This is a genomic window from Stenotrophomonas sp. NPDC077420, assembly GCF_044543385.1.
GTDB lineage: Bacteria > Pseudomonadota > Gammaproteobacteria > Xanthomonadales > Xanthomonadaceae > Stenotrophomonas.
This window is the reverse complement of sequence record NZ_JBITVZ010000003.1, coordinates 246,776-264,154: the sequence shown is the minus strand read 5'-3', so window position 1 is coordinate 264,154 and position 17,379 is coordinate 246,776. Positions and strand designations below refer to the sequence as shown.

16 protein-coding genes are annotated in these 17,379 nt (G+C 66.2%); 1 reads left to right on the top strand and 15 read right to left on the bottom strand.

The features are described from left to right. Positions 1-4: 4 nt before the first annotated feature. The 7 genes from dgoD to ACIGII_RS04885 all read right to left on the bottom strand — a co-directional run bounded on the left by dgoD (position 5) and on the right by ACIGII_RS04885 (position 8,855). A complete protein-coding gene (gene dgoD, locus ACIGII_RS04915; RefSeq protein ID WP_399633839.1) occupies positions 5-1,153 on the bottom strand; it encodes a galactonate dehydratase in 1,149 nt (382 codons plus the stop codon). After that, a complete protein-coding gene (locus ACIGII_RS04910) occupies positions 1,150-1,785 on the bottom strand; it encodes a 2-dehydro-3-deoxy-6-phosphogalactonate aldolase (RefSeq protein WP_399633840.1) in 636 nt (211 codons plus the stop codon). Before ACIGII_RS04910 ends, dgoD begins: the two co-directional genes overlap by 4 nt. Positions 1,786-1,795: 10 nt before the next feature. Further along, a complete protein-coding gene (locus ACIGII_RS04905) occupies positions 1,796-2,512 on the bottom strand; it encodes a FadR/GntR family transcriptional regulator (RefSeq protein WP_095364124.1) in 717 nt (238 codons plus the stop codon). Positions 2,513-2,614: 102 nt separating this feature from the next. Continuing rightward, the gene (locus ACIGII_RS04900) at positions 2,615-5,350 is read right to left on the bottom strand and encodes a TonB-dependent receptor (RefSeq protein ID WP_399633842.1); all 2,736 of its coding nucleotides are present in this window, start codon (positions 5,348-5,350) and stop codon (positions 2,615-2,617) included. Between the two features lie 73 nt (positions 5,351-5,423). Then, positions 5,424-6,572, bottom strand: coding sequence for a cellulase family glycosylhydrolase (locus ACIGII_RS04895; protein ID WP_399633844.1), 1,149 nt, complete (start codon positions 6,570-6,572; stop codon positions 5,424-5,426). A gap of 113 nt (positions 6,573-6,685) precedes the next feature. Continuing rightward, positions 6,686-7,831: an aldose epimerase family protein gene (locus tag ACIGII_RS04890; RefSeq protein WP_399633845.1), complete on the bottom strand. Its 1,146-nt coding sequence runs from the start codon at positions 7,829-7,831 to the stop codon at positions 6,686-6,688. A gap of 94 nt (positions 7,832-7,925) precedes the next feature. Next, complete coding sequence (locus ACIGII_RS04885; protein ID WP_399633846.1) at positions 7,926-8,855, bottom strand: 2-dehydro-3-deoxygalactonokinase; 930 nt, start codon at positions 8,853-8,855, stop codon at positions 7,926-7,928. A gap of 107 nt (positions 8,856-8,962) precedes the next feature. Here ACIGII_RS04885 and ACIGII_RS04880 point away from each other — a divergent pair, with 107 nt between their 5' ends. Continuing rightward, positions 8,963-9,973: a family 43 glycosylhydrolase gene (locus ACIGII_RS04880; protein WP_399633848.1), complete on the top strand. Its 1,011-nt coding sequence runs from the start codon at positions 8,963-8,965 to the stop codon at positions 9,971-9,973. A 143-nt stretch (positions 9,974-10,116) separates the two neighbouring features. Here ACIGII_RS04880 and ACIGII_RS04875 read toward each other — a convergent pair whose 3' ends face one another. From ACIGII_RS04875 to ACIGII_RS04840, 8 genes are read right to left on the bottom strand one after another with little or no spacing between them, the layout of a single operon-like run. Beyond that, entirely contained in the window at positions 10,117-10,809 is a 693-nt protein-coding gene (locus ACIGII_RS04875) for a VIT family protein (protein ID WP_399633850.1), read from the bottom strand. 58 nt (positions 10,810-10,867) lie between these two features. After that, positions 10,868-12,247 (bottom strand): ATP-binding protein, encoded by a 1,380-nt coding sequence (locus ACIGII_RS04870; protein ID WP_399634240.1) that lies wholly within the window; start codon positions 12,245-12,247, stop codon positions 10,868-10,870. 17 nt (positions 12,248-12,264) lie between these two features. Further along, complete coding sequence (locus tag ACIGII_RS04865) at positions 12,265-12,939, bottom strand: response regulator (protein ID WP_399633851.1); 675 nt, start codon at positions 12,937-12,939, stop codon at positions 12,265-12,267. 24 nt (positions 12,940-12,963) lie between these two features. Then, positions 12,964-13,608, bottom strand: coding sequence for a hypothetical protein (locus tag ACIGII_RS04860; RefSeq protein WP_399633853.1), 645 nt, complete (start codon positions 13,606-13,608; stop codon positions 12,964-12,966). Between the two features lie 4 nt (positions 13,609-13,612). Next, positions 13,613-14,449: an SDR family oxidoreductase gene (locus ACIGII_RS04855; protein WP_399634241.1), complete on the bottom strand. Its 837-nt coding sequence runs from the start codon at positions 14,447-14,449 to the stop codon at positions 13,613-13,615. Next, positions 14,449-15,123, bottom strand: a complete 675-nt coding sequence (locus ACIGII_RS04850; RefSeq protein ID WP_399633854.1) for a TenA family transcriptional regulator — start codon at positions 15,121-15,123, stop codon at positions 14,449-14,451. Before ACIGII_RS04850 ends, ACIGII_RS04855 begins: the two co-directional genes overlap by 1 nt. Then, positions 15,120-16,616 carry an AMP-binding protein gene (locus ACIGII_RS04845; RefSeq protein WP_399633856.1) on the bottom strand — a complete coding sequence of 499 codons (1,497 nt, stop codon included), beginning with the start codon at positions 16,614-16,616 and terminating at the stop codon, positions 15,120-15,122. Before ACIGII_RS04845 ends, ACIGII_RS04850 begins: the two co-directional genes overlap by 4 nt. After that, entirely contained in the window at positions 16,613-17,284 is a 672-nt protein-coding gene (locus ACIGII_RS04840) for a thermostable hemolysin (RefSeq protein WP_399633858.1), read from the bottom strand. The genes ACIGII_RS04845 and ACIGII_RS04840 overlap by 4 nt, the downstream gene beginning before the upstream one ends. Positions 17,285-17,379: the final 95 nt, after the last annotated feature.

Sequence of the window (17,379 nt, the reverse complement as noted above, 5' to 3'; positions counted from 1 at the left end):
GGCATCACCACTCGGCCACGCTGCCATCGGCATGGCGCCAGATGGGGTTGCGCCAGCGGTGGCCTTCGGCGGCGCGTTCGTCCACGTAGGCCTGGTTGATCTCGATGCCCAGCCCGGGGCCATCCGGAATCCTGACGAAACCTTCCTTGTAATCGAACGGCGAACGGTCCACCAGGTAATCCAGCAGGTCGTTGCTGGCGTTGTAGTGGATGCCCAGGCTCTGTTCCTGGATGAACGCGTTGTAGCAGACCGCATCCAGCTGCAGGTTGGCGGCCAGGGCAATCGGGCCCAGCGGGCAGTGCAGGGCGATGGCCACGTCGTAGGCCTCGGCCATGGCCGCGATCTTGCGGGTTTCGGTGATGCCACCGGAGTGCGAAGGATCGGGCTGCAGGATGTCCACACCGCCTGTCTGCAGGACCCGCTTGAAATCGAACCGGGAATACAGGCGCTCACCCAGGGCGATCGGGGCGGGGGAGAGGGCCGCCAGTTCCGGAATCGCTTCAAGGTGTTCGGACAACACCGGTTCTTCAATGAACATCAACCCGAACGGGGCCAATTCACGCATCAACACCTTGGCCATCGGCTTGTGCACGCGGCCGTGGAAGTCCACGGCCAGGCCGATGTCGGGGCCCACCGCGTCGCGCACGGCCTGCACGTTCTCCAGCACCCGCGTGACCTTGTCGTGGGTGTCCACGATCTGCATTTCTTCGGTGCCATTCATCTTCACCGCCGTAAACCCGCGGGCCACTGCTTCGCTGGCCGCACGTGCGGTATCGGCCGGGCGGTCACCGCCGATCCACGAGTACACGCGGATACGGTCGCGCACCGGGCCGCCCAGCAGCGCGTGCACCGGCACGCCCAGCGCCTTGCCGTGGATGTCCCACAGCGCCTGGTCGATGCCGGCCAGCGCGCTCATCAGGATCGGGCCGCCCCGGTAGAAACCGCCGCGATAGAGCACGTTCCAGTGGTCTTCGATATGCCGGGGATCCTTGCCGATCAGGTAATCGGAAAGCTCTTCCACCGCAGCGGCCACGGTATGCGCGCGACCCTCCACGATGGGCTCGCCCCAGCCGACGATGCCGGCGTCGGTCTCCATGCGGACAAACAGCCAGCGCGGGGGCACCAGGTAGGTGGTGATGGCAGTGATCTTCATGCGTGGGGGTCCGTGTTGGTGCTGTTCCAGGCGTCGATGAACGCGCGCGCGCGGCGCGCCACTTCTGCTGGTGGGGTCTTGGGTGCATAGAGCGCCGAGCCGATGCCGAACCCGGCCGCGCCCGCGCTGCGGTAGGCCGCCATGCGTTCGGGGGTGATGCCGCCCACGGGCAGCAGCGCGGTGCCGGCTGGCAGCACGCTGGACCAGGCTTTCAGAACCGGGGGCGGCAGCTGCTCGGCGGGGAACAGCTTCAGTGCATCGGCACCGGCGCGCAGCGCGGCGAATGCCTCGGTGGGCGTGGCCACGCCGGGCGTGCAGCGCAGGCCCTTGGCGTGCGCGGCGGCGATGACCTCCACATCCGCGTGCGGCATCACGATGATGCGGCCGCCGGCATTGGCTACCTCATCCACCTGGGCGGTGGTGAGCACGGTGCCCGCGCCGATCAGGCAGCGGTCGCCGAGTTGCCTGGCCAGCAGCGCGATGCTCTCCAGCGGCTGTGGCGAGTTCAGCGGTACTTCCAGGATATGGAATCCGGCATCGGCCAGTGCGGCACCGATGGCGGGAGCCTCCTGCGGGGTGAGCCCGCGCAGGATCGCAACCAAGGGGAGGGGTTGCATCCAGGCGGTGCTCATGCGAAATCCTTCAGCGAGGGGGTTTGCGTGGGGTGCGGATTCCCTTCAGGTTGGCCCGGGAATCGGCAATCATGTCCAGCATGGCCGCGCGCGCCGCGTCCGGCTGCTTCAGCCGGATCGCGTCGTACACGTCGAAGTGGCGCGGGAGCGAATACTTGAAGTCCTTGGCGGTCTGTGCCGAGAGCAGGAAGAACGTGCCCAGCGCGGCGTCGATCACCGAGAACAGCGAGCCCAGCAGCTCGTTGTTGGTGGCTTCCAGCACACTTTCGTGGAAGCTCAGATCCGCCTTGGCCCACGCGTCCTGGTCGGTCGCGTCGGCCATGGCCTGGTAGGCAGCCTTGATCTTCGCCAGCTGCGCGGGCGAACGCCGCTGCGCGGCCGAGGCGGCCGCCGCAGGTTCGATCACTTCGCGCATTTCCACCAGCTTGTCCACGAAGTCCTGGGTGGGCATCAACGCGCAGCGCCAGGCCAGGATGTCGCTGTCCAGCTGCTTCCAGAACCGCGGTTCGCGCACCCGCGACCCGGTTTTCTGTTTGGTTTCGATCAGCCCCTTGGAGCCGAGCACCTTCAGCCCCTCGCGAAGCGCCGAGCGGCTTACCGACAATGTCTGCGCCAACAGCTCTTCCTTGGGCAGGTACTCGCCCGGCTTGATCGTGCCGCTGATGATGCGCTGGCCGATCTCCTGGGTGACTTGGTCGTGGAGGTTGCGTACCTCGATCCGTTTCACAGGCGCCCCTTTGGCTTGGTGCTCCGCAGACTGCGGCCACTCCTATTATCCGACAAAAGAATGGCATAAAGGGGACGTGCATCGACATGGGGGAGGTCATCATCAGAGCTTGAACCGGAAGCCCATGCCCACGGTCTTGTCCTGGTAGCGGATGTCGCGCGGGCGGGTATCGCCGCTGCCCCAGAACTGGTGCAGGTTGTTGCCCAGCAGGTTGGTGGCCGAGAACACCACGGTGGCACGCGGGGTCACGTCATAGCTGATCGAGAAGTCCAGCGAGCTGGCCGGCTCCACCTGGTCTTCGGTACCGGCCACGGTGGGCTGGGTGAAGAAGTCGATGTAGCGGCTGCGGTAGCCATAGGCCAGGCGCGCGGACAGGCCGAAGTTCTCGTAGAACAGCACGGCGTTGTAGTTGTTCTTCGACACGTTCTGCAGCGGGCGGGAAATGACCGGGCCGCCGATGAACTCCGGCGATTTCGTGTCGCCGTCGATGTAGGTGTAGTTCAACTGCGCGCCCAGGCCGCCCCACGCACCGGGCAGGAAGTCGAAGGTCTGCTGGTAGGCCAGCTCCACGCCCTGCAGGTGGCCTCTGCCGGCGCTCTGCGGCGAGGACAGCTCGTAGTCTTCGCCGGCGATCACCACGTTGGTGATGTAGTTCTGGATGTAGCCGTCGATATCGCGGTAGAACACCCCGGCGCTGGCGTAGCCCACCGGGGAGAAGTACCACTCCAGCGACAGGTCGTAGTTGGTCGACTCGATCGGGCTCAGGTCCGGGTTGCCGCTGCTGGCCACGCCGGCACGATTCACCGTGCCAGGGTTGAGCGAGATCGACGGGTTCAATGCGCCGAAGTCCGGGTAGCTCAACGTCTTGGCGGCCAGCAGGCGCAGCTGCCACTCGTCGTTGAAGTGCAGGTTCGTGCTCGCATTGGGCAGGGTGTTGGTGTCCTGCGTGTTGCGGGTGATGGCGCTGTACACCCCGGTGCTGGCATCGAAGGAGAAGGCATTGAGCTCACGCTTGATCTTCTCCGCACGCACGCCCACCAGGCCGTCCACACGCAGGCCGAACACATCGAAATCGTACTTGGCCTGCAGGTAGCCGGCCGACTTGCGTTCTTCGATGTCGAAGAACCGGCCGGGGTTTTCCGCCGCCAGCCCGTCGGGCAGGCCGTAGAAGTTGCGCAGCGCGTCGGCGTTGCCGATCAGGTAGTCGTAGCACGGGGTCAGGAAGGACTGGCTGAGCGCCGAATTGCCGCGCTTGCTGCAGAAGAAGCTGCTGGCCGGGAACAGCCCCACCACCTGGTTGTCCGGGTTGGGGTTGGCGGTGATGTTGCCGGTGCCCGCGCCGCCCGGCGGCGGGGTGCTGATTTCCACGCTGCCCTTGGCGCTGGCGGTTCGGTCGGCGTAGCGCAGCCCGAACTGCAGGAAGGCGATGGGGCCGTCGAGGAAATCGAACTTGCCATCGCCGCGCCAGCTGTTTTCTTCACCGCGCGATTCGCCCCAGGTCTGGAACAGGCCATTGAGATAGAAGCGCGACGGATCCATGGCCGGGTTCCCAGCCAGGTACCAGTTCTGGTGCTTGCCCGCCGTGCCATCCCACACGGTGGTGATCGGCCCGTTCATGAAGGTATCGATGATGAAGTTCTCATCCCGATAGTAGCCGGAGGTGCGGGTCACCTCGGTGGAGAGGTGCAGCTGGTCGCCGTTCCACTTGAAGCCCAGCGCGTTCTGGATGTCCTGGCCGCGCTGCTTGTGCGCCTGGGTGCTGCTGGCGGCATAGGTGTCGCCGGTCCAGGAGCCGCTGGTGGCATCGCAGATGGTCTGCCCCGCCAGCGGGCCCTCCAGCTGGTTGGCGTAGCAGTTTTTGCCCACCTGCAGCCCCGTGGGCGGGACCACCCCGACCGGGAAGCTGAAGAGGAAGGCCTGGTCGTAGTCGTCGCGCACGTAGTCGTACAGCCCTTCGACATAGACCTCGGTGTTCTCGGTCGGCTTCCACTGCAGCGCATAGTTGAACGAACTGCGCTTGCGGTCGCCGTGGTTGTAGTTGGTGCCCCAGCCATTCGGCGCGGCGATCAGGTTGCCGTCGTCGGTGCGCATGGGCGTGCCGTCCGGGTTCTCGAGCACCTTCGGGAAATCGCCCCACACCGCGTCGTAGGCGTAGCGCTTGCCGATGTAGCCAAAGTTGACCATCGCACCGATTTCACCGGCATCGGTATCCCAGCGGTTGCTCAACAGCAGGCTGGCGTTGGGGTCGATATCGCCGGTGTACTTGCTGTGCGTGCCGGTCACGGTGCCGGCGATCTCGGCGCCGTCGAAGTCCAGCGGGCGGCGCAGCTGGATGTCCACCAGGCCGGCGATGCCGCCCAGCGGCAGGCTGGCCTCGCTGCTCTTGTATACGTTCAGGCTCTTGATCGCGGTGGCCGGCAGGTTCTGGAAGGCATAGCCGCGGCCGGAGCTGCTGAAGATCTCGCGGCCGTTGAGCGTGCTGATCACGTTCGGCAGGCCGCGGATCACCACGCCGGTGGTTTCACCCTGGTTGCCTTGGGCGATCTGCACACCGGTCACGCGCTGCAGCGCATCGGCCACGCTGTTGTCGGGCAGCTTGCCGATGTCTTCGGCCACCACCGAATCCACCACCATCGCCGCTTCCTGCTTGATCGTCTGCGCGGTCTGCAGGCTCTGGCGCAGGGCGGTCACGGTGACCGTATCGAGATCGACGGCGGTCGGTTGCGCCGCCGGGTCGGGGGTGGCCGCACCGGCATCCTGCGCCTGCGCCAGGGCGGGCAGGGTAAGGGCGGACAGGATGGCCAGGGAAAGCAGGGTGCGGGAAGAACGACGGTTCATGGCGGTATCTCCGGATTCCGGAAAGCGAGCGCGGTAGGTGGCCCGCCATCAGGCGATGGCGGGCGGATGGGTGTCAGAACGCGGGAACAGCGGTGCGCGGGGTTTTGGCAAGGCGGCGGAACAGCTCGGCCTCGCGCGGCCGGTACGGGGTGCCATCGGCCTTGACCAGGTCGTGGAACCACACGGTCGGCGGCTCCATCGTGTAGGGGCGCTGCCAGCTGTCCCACGGGAAGCGGGTCTGGATGGCACCGTCAACGAAGCCCCAGTTGATCATGCCGATGTTCTCGCGGCGGGCGATGGGCAGGATGGTGTCCACGTTGGAGCCTGCGCCGCGCGCCAGCCACTCGGTGCAGATCAGCGGGCGGCCATACTTCTTCAGCTGTGCCACCCGCGAAACGAACGCTTCGGGCTGCTCGTAGTTGTGGAAGGTGATCACGTCCGAGCGCTCCAGCTGGGTGCGCTGGATCGCGGTGAGCGAGGCCGCGCCGGGCGACCAGTCGTCGCCGATCCACACACCGCTGGTGAGCGGCTGGATCGGCTTCTTCGCGCGCGCCCAATCGAAGATCTGCGGCAACAGTTCGGCGATGCGTTCCTGCTCGCCCTTCAGCTGCTTGTCCATGTAGTTGCCGCCGCCGGGGTTGTCCGGCTCGTTCCACAGGTCCCAGGCCAGCACGCGCTTGTCGTTGGCGAATGCGCCCACCACGCCTTCCACGTAGTCACGGAAGTGATTGTCGTTGGCCGGGTCCACCAGCATGTGGCGGCTCGGGCTCTGCACCCAGCCGGAGTTGTGCACGCCCGGAATGGGGCGGTGCTGCGGGCCCAGCGTCGGATCCGGGTCCCAGCAGCTGTCGAACAGCACCAGCATCGGGCGGATGCCGTTCTTTTCCGCAATGCTCAGGAACGTGTCCACGCGCTTCAGGAAGCCCTGCGGGTCCTGCTGCCACAGCAGGTCGTGCAGGTACACGCGCATGGTGTTCATGCCGAACTGTTCGTGCGCCCAGCGCAGCTCGCGGTCGATCGCTTCCGGGTCGAAGGTCTCGGCCTGGAACATCTCCAGCTGGTTGATCGCGTTGGAGGTGGTGTAGTTCGCGCCCACCAGCCACTGCTGCTTCGCATACCAGGCATCGGCCTGGGCCGGCGTCCAGCGCGCAGCATCATTGGCATGCGCCATCGGCGCCACGGCGAGCAGGGTCGCCAGCAAGGGGGAAAGCCACTTTCGCATGGGATGCAACTCCTTCAGTCATGAGCTGCCCGTCCTGGCGTGAACCGGGAGGCGGGCGGTACGTGGTGGTAGCGGTGCCGGTGCGGTGACCGGCAGGTGCGCGTGGCGCGGGATCAGCGGCGGGGTGGGGCGCCGCGGTCCGTGGAGAAGTCGTAGACGATCCGGTTCAAGTAGGTCTCACCCGGAGCCAGCCGCGCCGAGCCGAAGGCCGGCTGGTTGGGCGTGTCCGGGAACAGCTGCGGCTCGAGCGCGATGGCATCGCCCTGGCGGTACACGCGGCCACTCTTGCCCACCGTGCTGCCGTCCAGGAAGTTGCCCGAATAGAACTGCAGGCCCGGCTGGGTGGACAGCAGGGTCATCACCCGGCCCGAGCGCGGGTCGTGCACGCTTGCCACTTCGCGCAGCTCGCGCACCGGCGCCTTGCTGATCACCCAGTTGTGGTCGTAGCCCTGGCCGTGCAGCAGCTGCGGTTCATCGCCACGGCGCAGGTCGCGGCCGATCGGCTTGGCCTTGCGGAAATCGAACACCGTGCCTTCCACCGGCTGCAGTACACCGGTGGGAATCAGGGTCGCGTCCACCGGCGTATACGCGCTGGCCGGAATGGTCAGCTCATGCTCCATCGCCGAACCGGAGCCTTCACCGGACAGGTTCCAGTACGCGTGGTTGCTCAAGTTGACGATGGTCGGGGCGTCGGTGGTGGCGCGGTAGTCGATCTCCAGCCGGCCATTGCCCTTCAGCGCATAGGTGGCGGTCACGGTCAGCGTGCCCGGGAACCCCATGTCGCCATCGGGGCTCACGTGTTGCAGCGTGGCGTGGTCGGCGGTGGCTTCCACGATTTTCCAGACCACCTTGTCGAAGCCGCGGGTGCCACCGTGCAGGCTGTTGGCGCCGTTGTTGACCGGCACCTGGTAGGTCTTGCCGTCCAGCGTGAAGCGGCCCTTGGCGATACGGTTGGCGAAGCGCCCCACGATGGTGCCGAAGTACTGCGGCTTGTCCAGCGTGGCCTGCAGGTCCTTGTCGCCCAGCAGCACATCGGCGAACGTGCCGTCGCGGTCGGGCACTTCCAGCGAGTGCAGTGCGGCGCCGAGTGTCAGCACCCGCGCCTGCATGCCGCTGCCGTCGCGCAGCAGGATCGATTCCACCTGCGTGCCGTCGGCGGTCCTGCCCACCACGGTGCGCTCCTGGGCGCCTGCGGCCCCCACCACGGACAGCGCCAACGCGCCGATCAATCCCGCCGTCTTCCCCTTGCCAGCACGCATTGCTCAAGACCCCTCTCGATGTCGTGGAGCGTACAAAAACATATAATCAGACAATAGGCACGTTGCGACGCAGCAAGCCCGTTGGGAGAGGGGCTCAGCGCGACGGACCGGCGATGGCGTGGATGGCGGAAAAGCCTTGAATTACCGCGTCTGCAGACGCCACCGTGTGTGCATCGAAGCCCCGCTCGGCCAGCGCAGCCTGGTAGAGGCGGGTGACCGGACCGGAGCCCACCAGGGGCACCGACGCGTCCCCCAGCGCGGGGAACAGCGCCACGGCATCGGCAATCTCGGCACCCGCGAGCAGGCCGCGCAGGTAGGAACTGGTCTGGTCGCGGCGCAGTGCGCCACGGATCATGCGTGCACGTACGCCGAACAGCAGGGCCCCCAGCCCAAGCGTTCCCTCCGCTGCGGTACGCACCCCCTCGGCGAACGCAGGGCCCGGCTCGCCCGGCCCCTCCAGCACCGAAGCGAGCAGGCCGCCGCTGGCCAGGCGGTCGAACAGTTCGCCCGACATGGAGGTCATGAAACTTTCAACGCGTCCCTGGCGCAGCTGGATCCATTTGGTGTGGGTGCCGGGCAGGGCGACGATGGCATCGGGGTCCACGTTTCCGGCCGCCAGCAGGCCCAGCAGTTCCGTTTCCTCGCCACGCATCACGTCCGGCGCGCCGTCGACCGCGCGCACGCAGGCCATGCCCGGCACGATGTGCAGCGCAAGCTCGCCAATGCGCGTGGGCACCAGATGCTGCGCCACCATTTCCGCGCCTGCAGGGCAGTCCACATAGCCGGCATCCACCCACCCCACGTTGGAACCGATCATGCCGGCCGCGTACCCATGGCCAGCTTCGGGCCAGCGCGCCCGGATCTCGTTTGCCGCCGCCACCATGCCCTCGCGCTGCAGCGTCGCCACGCCCGCAGGCGCTTCGTGCGAATCGAGCATCCGCCCATCCGTGCCGATCAGGTACGCGCGCAGATTCGAACTGCCCCAGTTGATGCCAATGATGCTGTCGGTGTCGTGCGGGTGCATGGCGGTTCCTTGGGCGGAAGAGGTGGCGGTTGCCTATTGTCCGATTATATGTTTTGGTTGCGCGACACTGGCAAGCCCGCCAGCGCGGCATTCCACGGGAGGGGAACATGGTGAACGGCACACTGCGTGCGCTGGTGGTGGCGGCGCTCCTGCAGGCATCGGCAGGCGCGTCCGCGCTTGATCCGGCCCACGACAATCCGCTGCTGGACTCCGGCCCCGATCCCTGGATCACCAAGGAAGGGCAGGTGTTCTACTACATGGGCACGCACGGCGATCGCCTCGCGATCCGCGCCACCAGCGATCTGTCGAAACTGGCCGAGGCAAAGGAAGTCACCGTGTGGCATCCGCCGGCAACGGGGCCGAATGCCAGATCGATCTGGGCCCCGGAACTGCATCGCATCGACGGCAAGTGGTACATCTACTACACCGCTGCGGCCAGCGACGCCGCCGAAGGGCAGGAGGACGCACATCGCGGCGTGTTCGTGCTGGAAAACAGCAGCGCCGATCCCACCCAGGGCACATGGCACGACCGTGGACGACTGGCCACCGCGCACCCCGGCATCGATGGCACGACCTTTACCAGCGAGGGCAAGCGCTATTTCGTGTACTCGCCGTATGTCGGCCCGGACAGCGTGCTGGCCATCGTGGAAATGTCCAACCCCTGGACACTGGTCGGCAACGAAATGATCATCGCGCGCCCCGACCAGGCCTGGGAGCGGCAGGGCGGCCGCCAGATCCTGGAAGGCCCGGAATTCCTGCAGGGCCCTAAAGGCGACCTGTTCCTGACGTACTCCGGCAGCCCCTGCTGGTCAGACGGTTACGCCATTGGCCTGCTGCGTGCCCCGGCAGGCGCCAACCCGCTGGATGCCAACGCCTGGTCAAAAGCCAAGCAACCCATCCTGGTCAAGAACCCGGCAGGCAATGTATACGCCCCCGGCCACAACGGCTTCTTCCACATGGCCGATGGCACACCGTGGATCATCTACCACGCCAACCCGGGCCCCGACATGGGCTGCACCGCGAAACGCTCGCCGCGGGTGCAGCCCGTGCGCTGGGACAAGGCGGGCAGGCCGGTGCTGGACCCGCCGCTGGGACGGGCGGCGGGAGTGGCACGGTAGCGTTGCAATGCAACCGCCCACAACGGCGATCACACACTTGAACAGCGAGTTTTCCGCAACCATCTGAGCTGCGGACGCGCTCGCGGCATGCACATCACCCGGAGAAGGAGTTCTGATGTGACGGAGGCGACCAGGCGCATCAATCAGCCTGCGGCCAGCGATTCGAACCACAGGCCAATCGCATACGTGCTTCCCATTGCAATGGCGCCCCAGATCATCATGCGTACGGTCCCGCGCAGCTGTGATGCTCCGCCAAGCTTTGCTGCAAGTGCGCCCAAGATGCCCAAGATGAGCAGTGTCATGATCACAACCGCAGCAGCCAAACCGCTGTCGTTCAGGAGTGCGATCAAAAGAACGGGTGGGAGCGCTCCGAGCACGAATGAAGCCGCAGAGGCGGCAGCGGCTTGCAGAGGCCGGGCCTTGGTGAGCTCATGTATCCCAAGCTCATCCCGCAGGTGGGCGGACAGGGGATCATGTGCAGTGAGCTCGCGCGCCACCTGTGCGGCCAATTGGGGGCTGAGCCCCCGCTTTTCGTAGATGGTGGTCAGTTCAAGCAACTCTGCATCGGGCTGGTTGGTCAGCTCGCCACGCTCTTTCTCGGTATCTGCAGTCTCCGCGTCTGCCTGCGAGCTGACGGAGACATATTCGCCAGCAGCCATTGAAAGCGCGCCGGCAAGGAGTCCCGACAGTCCAGTGATGAGAACGGTGTGCGTTGCCGCCCCGGCCCCGACCATCGCGACGATCAGGCTGCTGGTCGAAAGAAGCCCGTCATTCGCTCCCAGAACGCCGGCGCGCAGCCATCCGCCGCGCTGGCTTCGGTGAAGTTCTCTGTGCATCGTCACGTATCCGTTCAGGGGTGGCGGGAGGTTGAATCGCTCGCGATGAAGATGCCTGCTACCTTGGCAGCTGCACCCGGGAAGGCAGTTCAACCGTCACCTTCAGGCCGCCAAGGCATTGCGAAGTGCCAAGCGTGATCGTTCCGTCGTGTGCTTCCACTGTCTCCTGGACGATGGACAGGCCTAATCCGCTGCCCTCCGCGCCACTTCCGATCACCCGGTAGAATCGGTCGAACACGCGGCCGTGCAGATCCCTGGGAATGCCCGGACCCGAGTCCTCCACGGTAAGAAAGCAGTGCTCGCCCGTCTGCCCGGTAGACACCACCACGACCCCGCGCTGGGGGGTATACCGGATGGCATTCTCCACGAGGTTGCGAACCAGCAGCCCCAGCGAGAATTCGTCGCCGTAGACGTCCGCTCTGTCGAGAACCAGGTTCACGACCTGAAATTTAGACGCTGCCAAGGGCCTGAGCTCTTCAACCTCGTTGTTCACAAGCGCGTCCAGGCTCAGCTTGCGAAGCGCATCCTTTCCGATGCCGCGCTCGGTTCGGCTCAGCGACAGCAGCTGTGATACCAGGCGTTCAACCCGTTCCACTCCTCGCGCAAGCAGCCGCTGGGACTCCTGGCGCTCTTCATCAAGCGTGGCGAGCCTGGCGTTGTCTGCATGAACTTTTACTGCGCTGATCGGCGTGCGCAGCTCGTGGGCTGCATCTGCGATGAAGCGGCGCTCGCGCGCCAAGGCGAGATCGAGTCGCTGCAGCAGCTCGTTTACCGCCCGGACCAGGCCGTGGACCTCTTCCGGAAGCTTGGCGTCATCCAAGGGCGTCATTCGGTCGGGGTCACGCTCACCGATGTCCGTTGAGACTTTCCGCAACGAGCGCGTCGCCCAGGCGACCGTCAGCCAGATGACCAAGGCCATCACCGGAAGCGCAAACAACAGTGGCAGCAGCGTGCCGATGGCGATGTCCTCGGCCAGTTCCTGGCGGATGTCCGAGCGCTCGGCGGACTGGAACCACCGGCCCTTTGGCGAGCGCAGCGTAAAGGTTCGCCACTGCGCTCCTTCTATGTCGACATCCGCATAGCCTGGCGACAGGCTTGCCATTGGCGCAGTGGGCGCGCTGTCTGACCGGAGGAGCAGGCGACCGTCAGGCGCCCATATCTGAAACGCCAGCTTGTTCTCGTAGGCATGTCCGTCCTTGAAGGCCAATGCCTCGCCCACGCCCTCGGCGCGACCGTGCCAACCGTGCAGAACGATCGGGTCGCCGGGAAACGCGCTCAGATCGCTGAGCGGCTCGTCCACCAGGCTCAACAGCACCCGTGAGGACTGCACCAGCCGGGCGTCGAACATCTCCCCGGCCTCCTGCAGCCCGGCCCGATAGCTCAGGCCGGCCGCCAGCAGCATGAGCAGCGAGAGCACCCCCAGCAACACCACCAGCAGGCGGCGACGGATGGACGTCATGCAGTTGCATCCGAGGGGTCGCCCAGGGCATAGCCGATCCCCCGCACCGTGCGGATAATGCCTGGATCCAGCTTCCTGCGCAGTTGGTGGACATGCACATCTACTGCATTGCTGGCCACGTCCTCATCCCAACCATACAGGTGCTGCTGGATGGTCTCGCGCCCAAGCGGCCTGCCTTGTTGTTCCATGAGCAGTCTCAGCAGGGCGAACTCCCTGCGGGTGAGGTCCAGCGTATGCCCTTTCCAGCTGGCGGTCAGCCGGGCCGGGTCCAGGCTTAATGCGCCGACGTCCAGTGTCGGTGTTGCACGCCCCACGCTCCGGCGGAGCAGGGCGCGGACGCGCGCAAGCAGCTCGGGCGTGTCGAACGGCTTGCCCAGATAGTCGTCGGCACCCACGTCCAGCCCAAGCGTGCGGTCAGACGCCCGCTCGCGGGCGCTGAGGACCAGGATGGGGACGTACCCGCCCGCTGCGCGCACCTTGCGAATGACGTCGATCCCGTCCATCCGTGGCAGGCCCAGGTCCAGCACGACCAGGTCGATGTCGCCGTCACCGATGGCCGTCAGCGCTGAGGCACCGTCCTGCACCCAGTCCACAGCGTAAGCCGCTCGGCGCAGGGCGGTCCGGATGCCTTCCCCCAGTGATGCATCGTCTTCGGCGAGCAGGATGCGCATGCAGTCAGTCTCGTTGTCCCGGGTTCACTTGGCAAGGTGGCCCTGGACTTCTTTGAGTTTGGCGGTCGCTTCGGCCCGACGGCCGGCATCGGCGACTTCCCGGCCGGGGCGGGCACGTGCAGCGATCGCCTTCTCGAACGCTGCCTGGGCGCCCTGCCAGTTCTTCTGGTCGCGCAGGAAGTCGCCGTAGAAGTAGTTGGCATCGATCCCGTTCGGGTCCACGGCCAGGCCTTTCTTCAGCATGGCCGCGGCGGTGTCGTCATTGCCGAATCCCAACGGCCACCCCGGCACCTGGTAGTAGAGGGCACCCAGGCTGGTGTAGGCCGCCCCCTGAAGTGCGTGGGGATCTATTTTCAGGGCGGCCTCGAAGTCCGCACGTGCCTGTTTCACCAGACTGAGCGCCCCCATGCCACCTTTCTCGCCAGCGAGGCTGGAAAGGACGATGCCCTCCCAGATCAATGCGCCGGCATCGCGCGGCTGGGTCTGCCGCGTCTTCGCTGCCTGGCTGGCCAACGCCTCGAATGCGGTCTGGCGCTGCGGCTTGCTGGTCTGGTAGTTGATCTGGGCCCAGCGGTCGCGCAGCTGGACCACCGTCATGGGCGTGCCTGGCTCGGCAGCACACGCAATGCCGACCAACATGACCAACGCGCTGATGAGCAGGATGAACATGGTTTTACCGTGACGTTGCTTCATGGGAGGAGTCCTCGTGGATGGGCTGCACTTGGGAGGCGTGGCGCCTGATGATGGGAAGCTGGGCACGCAGGCTGCGGTCGACCAGCGCGGGGAACATGCCGTTGATGCGCGCGAACAGCTTTTCCGGCCAGCCGAGCTGGCGGCGCCGATCGCGTTGGACGATGGCGTGGACAAGCGCAGCGGCCACGGCCTCCGGCGCATCGCTGCCGACCTTGAGCTCGGCATTGAGCGCATCGACGGCAGGCGTATTGAACGCGGTTCGCGTGGCGCGCGGAGAGAGATACTGGAAGCTCAGGCCGGTGCCGTCGTGTTCCCGGGCCAGCGCTTCCATGAGCCCCCGCAGGCCGAACTTGCTGGCGCTGTAGGTGGCGAAGCCGGCGAAGCCGATGCTGCCGAAGGTGGAGCCGATGGCAACAACGCTGGCCTGTTCGTGGCGGCGCAAGATCGGCAACAGGGCGTGGATCAGCAGCGCCGAGCCGACCAGGTTGGTCTGAAGCAGGTTTTCCAGCGCATCGGGGTGCTGGTCTTCAAACAGACCGAAAGCGCTCTGGGCGTGGCCCAGCACCAGCACCGAGGGGGACATGTTTGCCTGTCGGATCGCAGCGATCAGATGCGAGCGGCCCAGTGACGTGGACAGGTCGGCAACCACGGTGTGCACGCGCCCGGCCGGTACCCCGGCGGCGAGTGTGGTAAGCCGGCTGCGGTTGCGCCCGACGGCCATGATCGAGGCACCCGCCTGGACCAACGCGTGGCACAGCGCCACGCCGATGCCGCCACTCGCGCCGGTGACGATGACGGTCCTGCCGGCGAGATTCATCACGCCGCCTCCGCCCAGCGCACGCCGTCCTGGCGAAGCGTGCGGAAGATGTCCCCGTACAGAACGTAGAAGCGCCGCGCGGCATGGATGACGGCCTGCTGATCCGCCGGGTCGTCCAGGCGGTCCATCAGCCCCTCAAAGAACCCGACATGCTCGATGTCCAGGTCCCCGTGAGACAGAAGGTAGCCGAAGGCGTTTCTCGGCAGGTCGAGCGAGGTCTGGATCGTGTTTGCCGCACGGGTTGCCAGCGCCACGCTGGTTCCCTCCAGTACCAGCACCATGCCAAAGAAGCCGACCGGGTTGCCGCGGTGGATGGTGTCGTAGGCGTAGCTCACCATCAGCTCGGTGGCCAGGGAGGGGAGGCTGGCGGCGGCTTCGGCGCGGTCGGCACCGCAGGCAGCCAGGTCGTCCAGCACCCACTCCTGGTGGCCCATTTCTTCCTCGATATACTCGCCGATGGCGGTGCGCAGCCATTCAAGTCGGGCCGGCAGGCGCGCCCCGCAGGCCATCAACAGCGGGACGGTGTGCCTGACATGGTGGTAGGCCTGCCCGAGAAACGCGACGTAGTCTTCGAGGGCGATCTGCCCCCCCAGCGCGGACTGGATGATCGGCACGGCGATCAGGGTGGCTCGCTCCTGCTGGGTCTGGGCGAGCAGTTCGGAATGGAAACTCATGTGGATACTCCCGTGGAAGGAACGGAGGCGGGGCGGCGATAGCTCGCATCGACCTCGGCCTGGAAATGGGACAGGATGGCGTCGCGGCGGGGGCGGCCATTGGCGGAGAGCAGCCCTCCACTTGCGGAGAATGGCGCTGGTGAGCGCACGATCCGCGAGACGCGTGCGTAGTCGGGCAGGCCGGCGTTGACCTCGGCTACGGCGCGGGCGAGGGCGGCATCGTCCAGGTCGGCGCGACGCGGAACGAGCACGGCGACGTTGTCGGCCTGTGCCTCGCCCCATACCACCGCCTGGGCCAGGTCCGGATGGGAGAGCAGCTCGCTCTCCACCCATTCGGGTGAGACATTCCGGCCAAACGCGGTGATGAAGACGTTCTTTCGGCGGCCCGTGACATGCACGAATCCGTCAGCGTCCACGTGGCCCAGATCACCTGTACGGATGGGGCCCTCGGGGAGCGGCTCCGCGCCGAGGTAGCCCAGTGCTCGTGCACCCTCGACCTGGATTTCACCGTCGACAATAGCGACGCGGGCATGCGGAAGCGCCTTGCCGACGCTCCCGTCCCGGCTCGCGCCAGGTTGATTGAGGCACACAACCGACGCACATTCGGTGAGCCCGTAGCCTTCAAACACTGGCAGACCCAGCGCCCGCGCCCGCGCCAGCAGCCCGGGCCCCACACGCCCACCCCCGACGGCGATATAGCGAAGTGAGGCGGGAAGGGGCGCACCGTTTTCCGCGGCCATCACCACCGCCAGCAGCAGTTGAGGCACGAGGATGACGCTCTCAGGCTGATACCGGTGCAGGCACCGCAGCAGCGTCGGTATGTCCAGGCCCGTGGCGCCGGTGTACCCGATTTCCGCCAGCGACGGGAGCGCGATCTGCGCGTCCGAGAGCAGCGTTGCATACAGCCCGGCAACGTTCTCCAGGAGGGTGGAGAGAGGCATCAGGCAGAGGTGGCGGCGCGGCGCAATCGCCGACGACCCTTGCACCAGTGAACTGGCAACCGTAAGCAGCGTGTCGGCCGACAGGCACACGCCCTTGGGGCGGCCGGTCGTGCCGGAGGTGTAGGTCACGCAAGCGGTGCCAGCGGGGAGGTCGACCGACGTCGCCGGATCGGTCCGCCACTGGACGAGCATCCCGCCATCCAAGGTCCCCAGTGCGCCCGTGCTGCCTGGTGGCGCAGGCGCACCGCCGGCGGTGACAACGCATTGGGCACCGCTGGACTCCAAGGCATGAGCGATCTGCTCGGGAGAGAAGAATGTGGGCAACGGCACATGCACGCCGCCGAGCTCGTGCAGGGCAAGATCCAACACCAGCCAGTGGATACCGTTGTCCAACTGGCTTGCGACGCGATCGATGCCCTGCAGCTCCAGCCGACCAGCCAATCGCAGTGCGCGCTGCCGGATCTGCTCATCGGCAATTTCCGCGCTGGAAGTGAGCACGCGTGCCTTGCGCCCGCCGAGACCGGCGATCAGGGGAGAGGTCAGCGCGCTCATTGCGCCCCCGCCATGGCTTGCAGAGACGGATCAGGATCCGTCTTGGCGCGCGCATCGTGTTTTCGTGCTTGATGCAGGAACGCACGACCGGCGGCGACGTTCCCGCAGACCACCTTCGGCCGAGCCTGGTAGTAGCTGCCCCAGTGGGATGCATCGCCGGTGAGTCGCTCTGGGCTTGCTTCGCCAAGTTCCACCGTCACCAGCTGCAGTCGGTCGAGGGTGTTCCGCAGTTGCTGGGTGGCCGCGAACAGCACCCAGCGCACGCGTGCGGCATGCAGCATCCCGGTCAAACGGACGATCAGTTCGCGTGCGACGCCGGGGGCGGTGGCGGCAAAGTTGCCGATCTCAGCAATGCGGTCACGGCCCACGTTGGCGATTTCCCGGTGGTACAGCAGTGCCTGCACCGGCTCATCGAGATACTGCTCGACAAACAGCGGCCCCTCGCTGCCCACACGCATTCCCACGGCCGCCACCAGCCGCCCCTGTTCATCCCGGAACGCAAGCAGATGGGGCAGGAACGCTTGAAGCGTGGCACCGTAGCGTTCGCGATACACGTGGGCAATGAACTGCTCCACCGCGCTGCGGCCTGGATCGTGAGGGCCCACCACCTGTGATTGCGGCAGGATCGAGGGGAGCGTGGCAGCGAGGGAGGTGGGGATCCAGGACATGGCGAGCATGCTGGCCGGCCCGGATTAAGGCTGAATTAGGCGGTAGTTAAGCAGTCATTAGCGTTTTGGAATGCTTTCGTTGAGGTCGTGAAACG

Excerpts from the sequence above, each read along its gene's own strand:
- dgoD (WP_399633839.1), bottom strand. The coding sequence starts at position 1,153 with ATGAAGATCACTGCCATCACCACCTACCTGGTGCCCCCGCGCTGGCTG.
- ACIGII_RS04910 (WP_399633840.1), bottom strand. The coding sequence starts at position 1,785 with ATGAGCACCGCCTGGATGCAACCCCTCCCCTTGGTTGCGATCCTGCGC.
- ACIGII_RS04900 (WP_399633842.1), bottom strand. The coding sequence starts at position 5,350 with ATGAACCGTCGTTCTTCCCGCACCCTGCTTTCCCTGGCCATCCTGTCC.
- ACIGII_RS04895 (WP_399633844.1), bottom strand. The coding sequence starts at position 6,572 with ATGCGAAAGTGGCTTTCCCCCTTGCTGGCGACCCTGCTCGCCGTGGCG.
- ACIGII_RS04890 (WP_399633845.1), bottom strand. The coding sequence starts at position 7,831 with ATGCGTGCTGGCAAGGGGAAGACGGCGGGATTGATCGGCGCGTTGGCG.
- ACIGII_RS04885 (WP_399633846.1), bottom strand. The coding sequence starts at position 8,855 with ATGCACCCGCACGACACCGACAGCATCATTGGCATCAACTGGGGCAGT.
- ACIGII_RS04880 (WP_399633848.1), top strand. The coding sequence starts at position 8,963 with ATGGTGAACGGCACACTGCGTGCGCTGGTGGTGGCGGCGCTCCTGCAG.
- ACIGII_RS04875 (WP_399633850.1), bottom strand. The coding sequence starts at position 10,809 with ATGCACAGAGAACTTCACCGAAGCCAGCGCGGCGGATGGCTGCGCGCC.
- ACIGII_RS04865 (WP_399633851.1), bottom strand. The coding sequence starts at position 12,939 with ATGCGCATCCTGCTCGCCGAAGACGATGCATCACTGGGGGAAGGCATC.
- ACIGII_RS04860 (WP_399633853.1), bottom strand. The coding sequence starts at position 13,608 with ATGTTCATCCTGCTCATCAGCGCGTTGGTCATGTTGGTCGGCATTGCG.
- ACIGII_RS04855 (WP_399634241.1), bottom strand. The coding sequence starts at position 14,449 with ATGAATCTCGCCGGCAGGACCGTCATCGTCACCGGCGCGAGTGGCGGC.
- ACIGII_RS04850 (WP_399633854.1), bottom strand. The coding sequence starts at position 15,123 with ATGAGTTTCCATTCCGAACTGCTCGCCCAGACCCAGCAGGAGCGAGCC.
- ACIGII_RS04845 (WP_399633856.1), bottom strand. The coding sequence starts at position 16,616 with ATGAGCGCGCTGACCTCTCCCCTGATCGCCGGTCTCGGCGGGCGCAAG.
- ACIGII_RS04840 (WP_399633858.1), bottom strand. The coding sequence starts at position 17,284 with ATGTCCTGGATCCCCACCTCCCTCGCTGCCACGCTCCCCTCGATCCTG.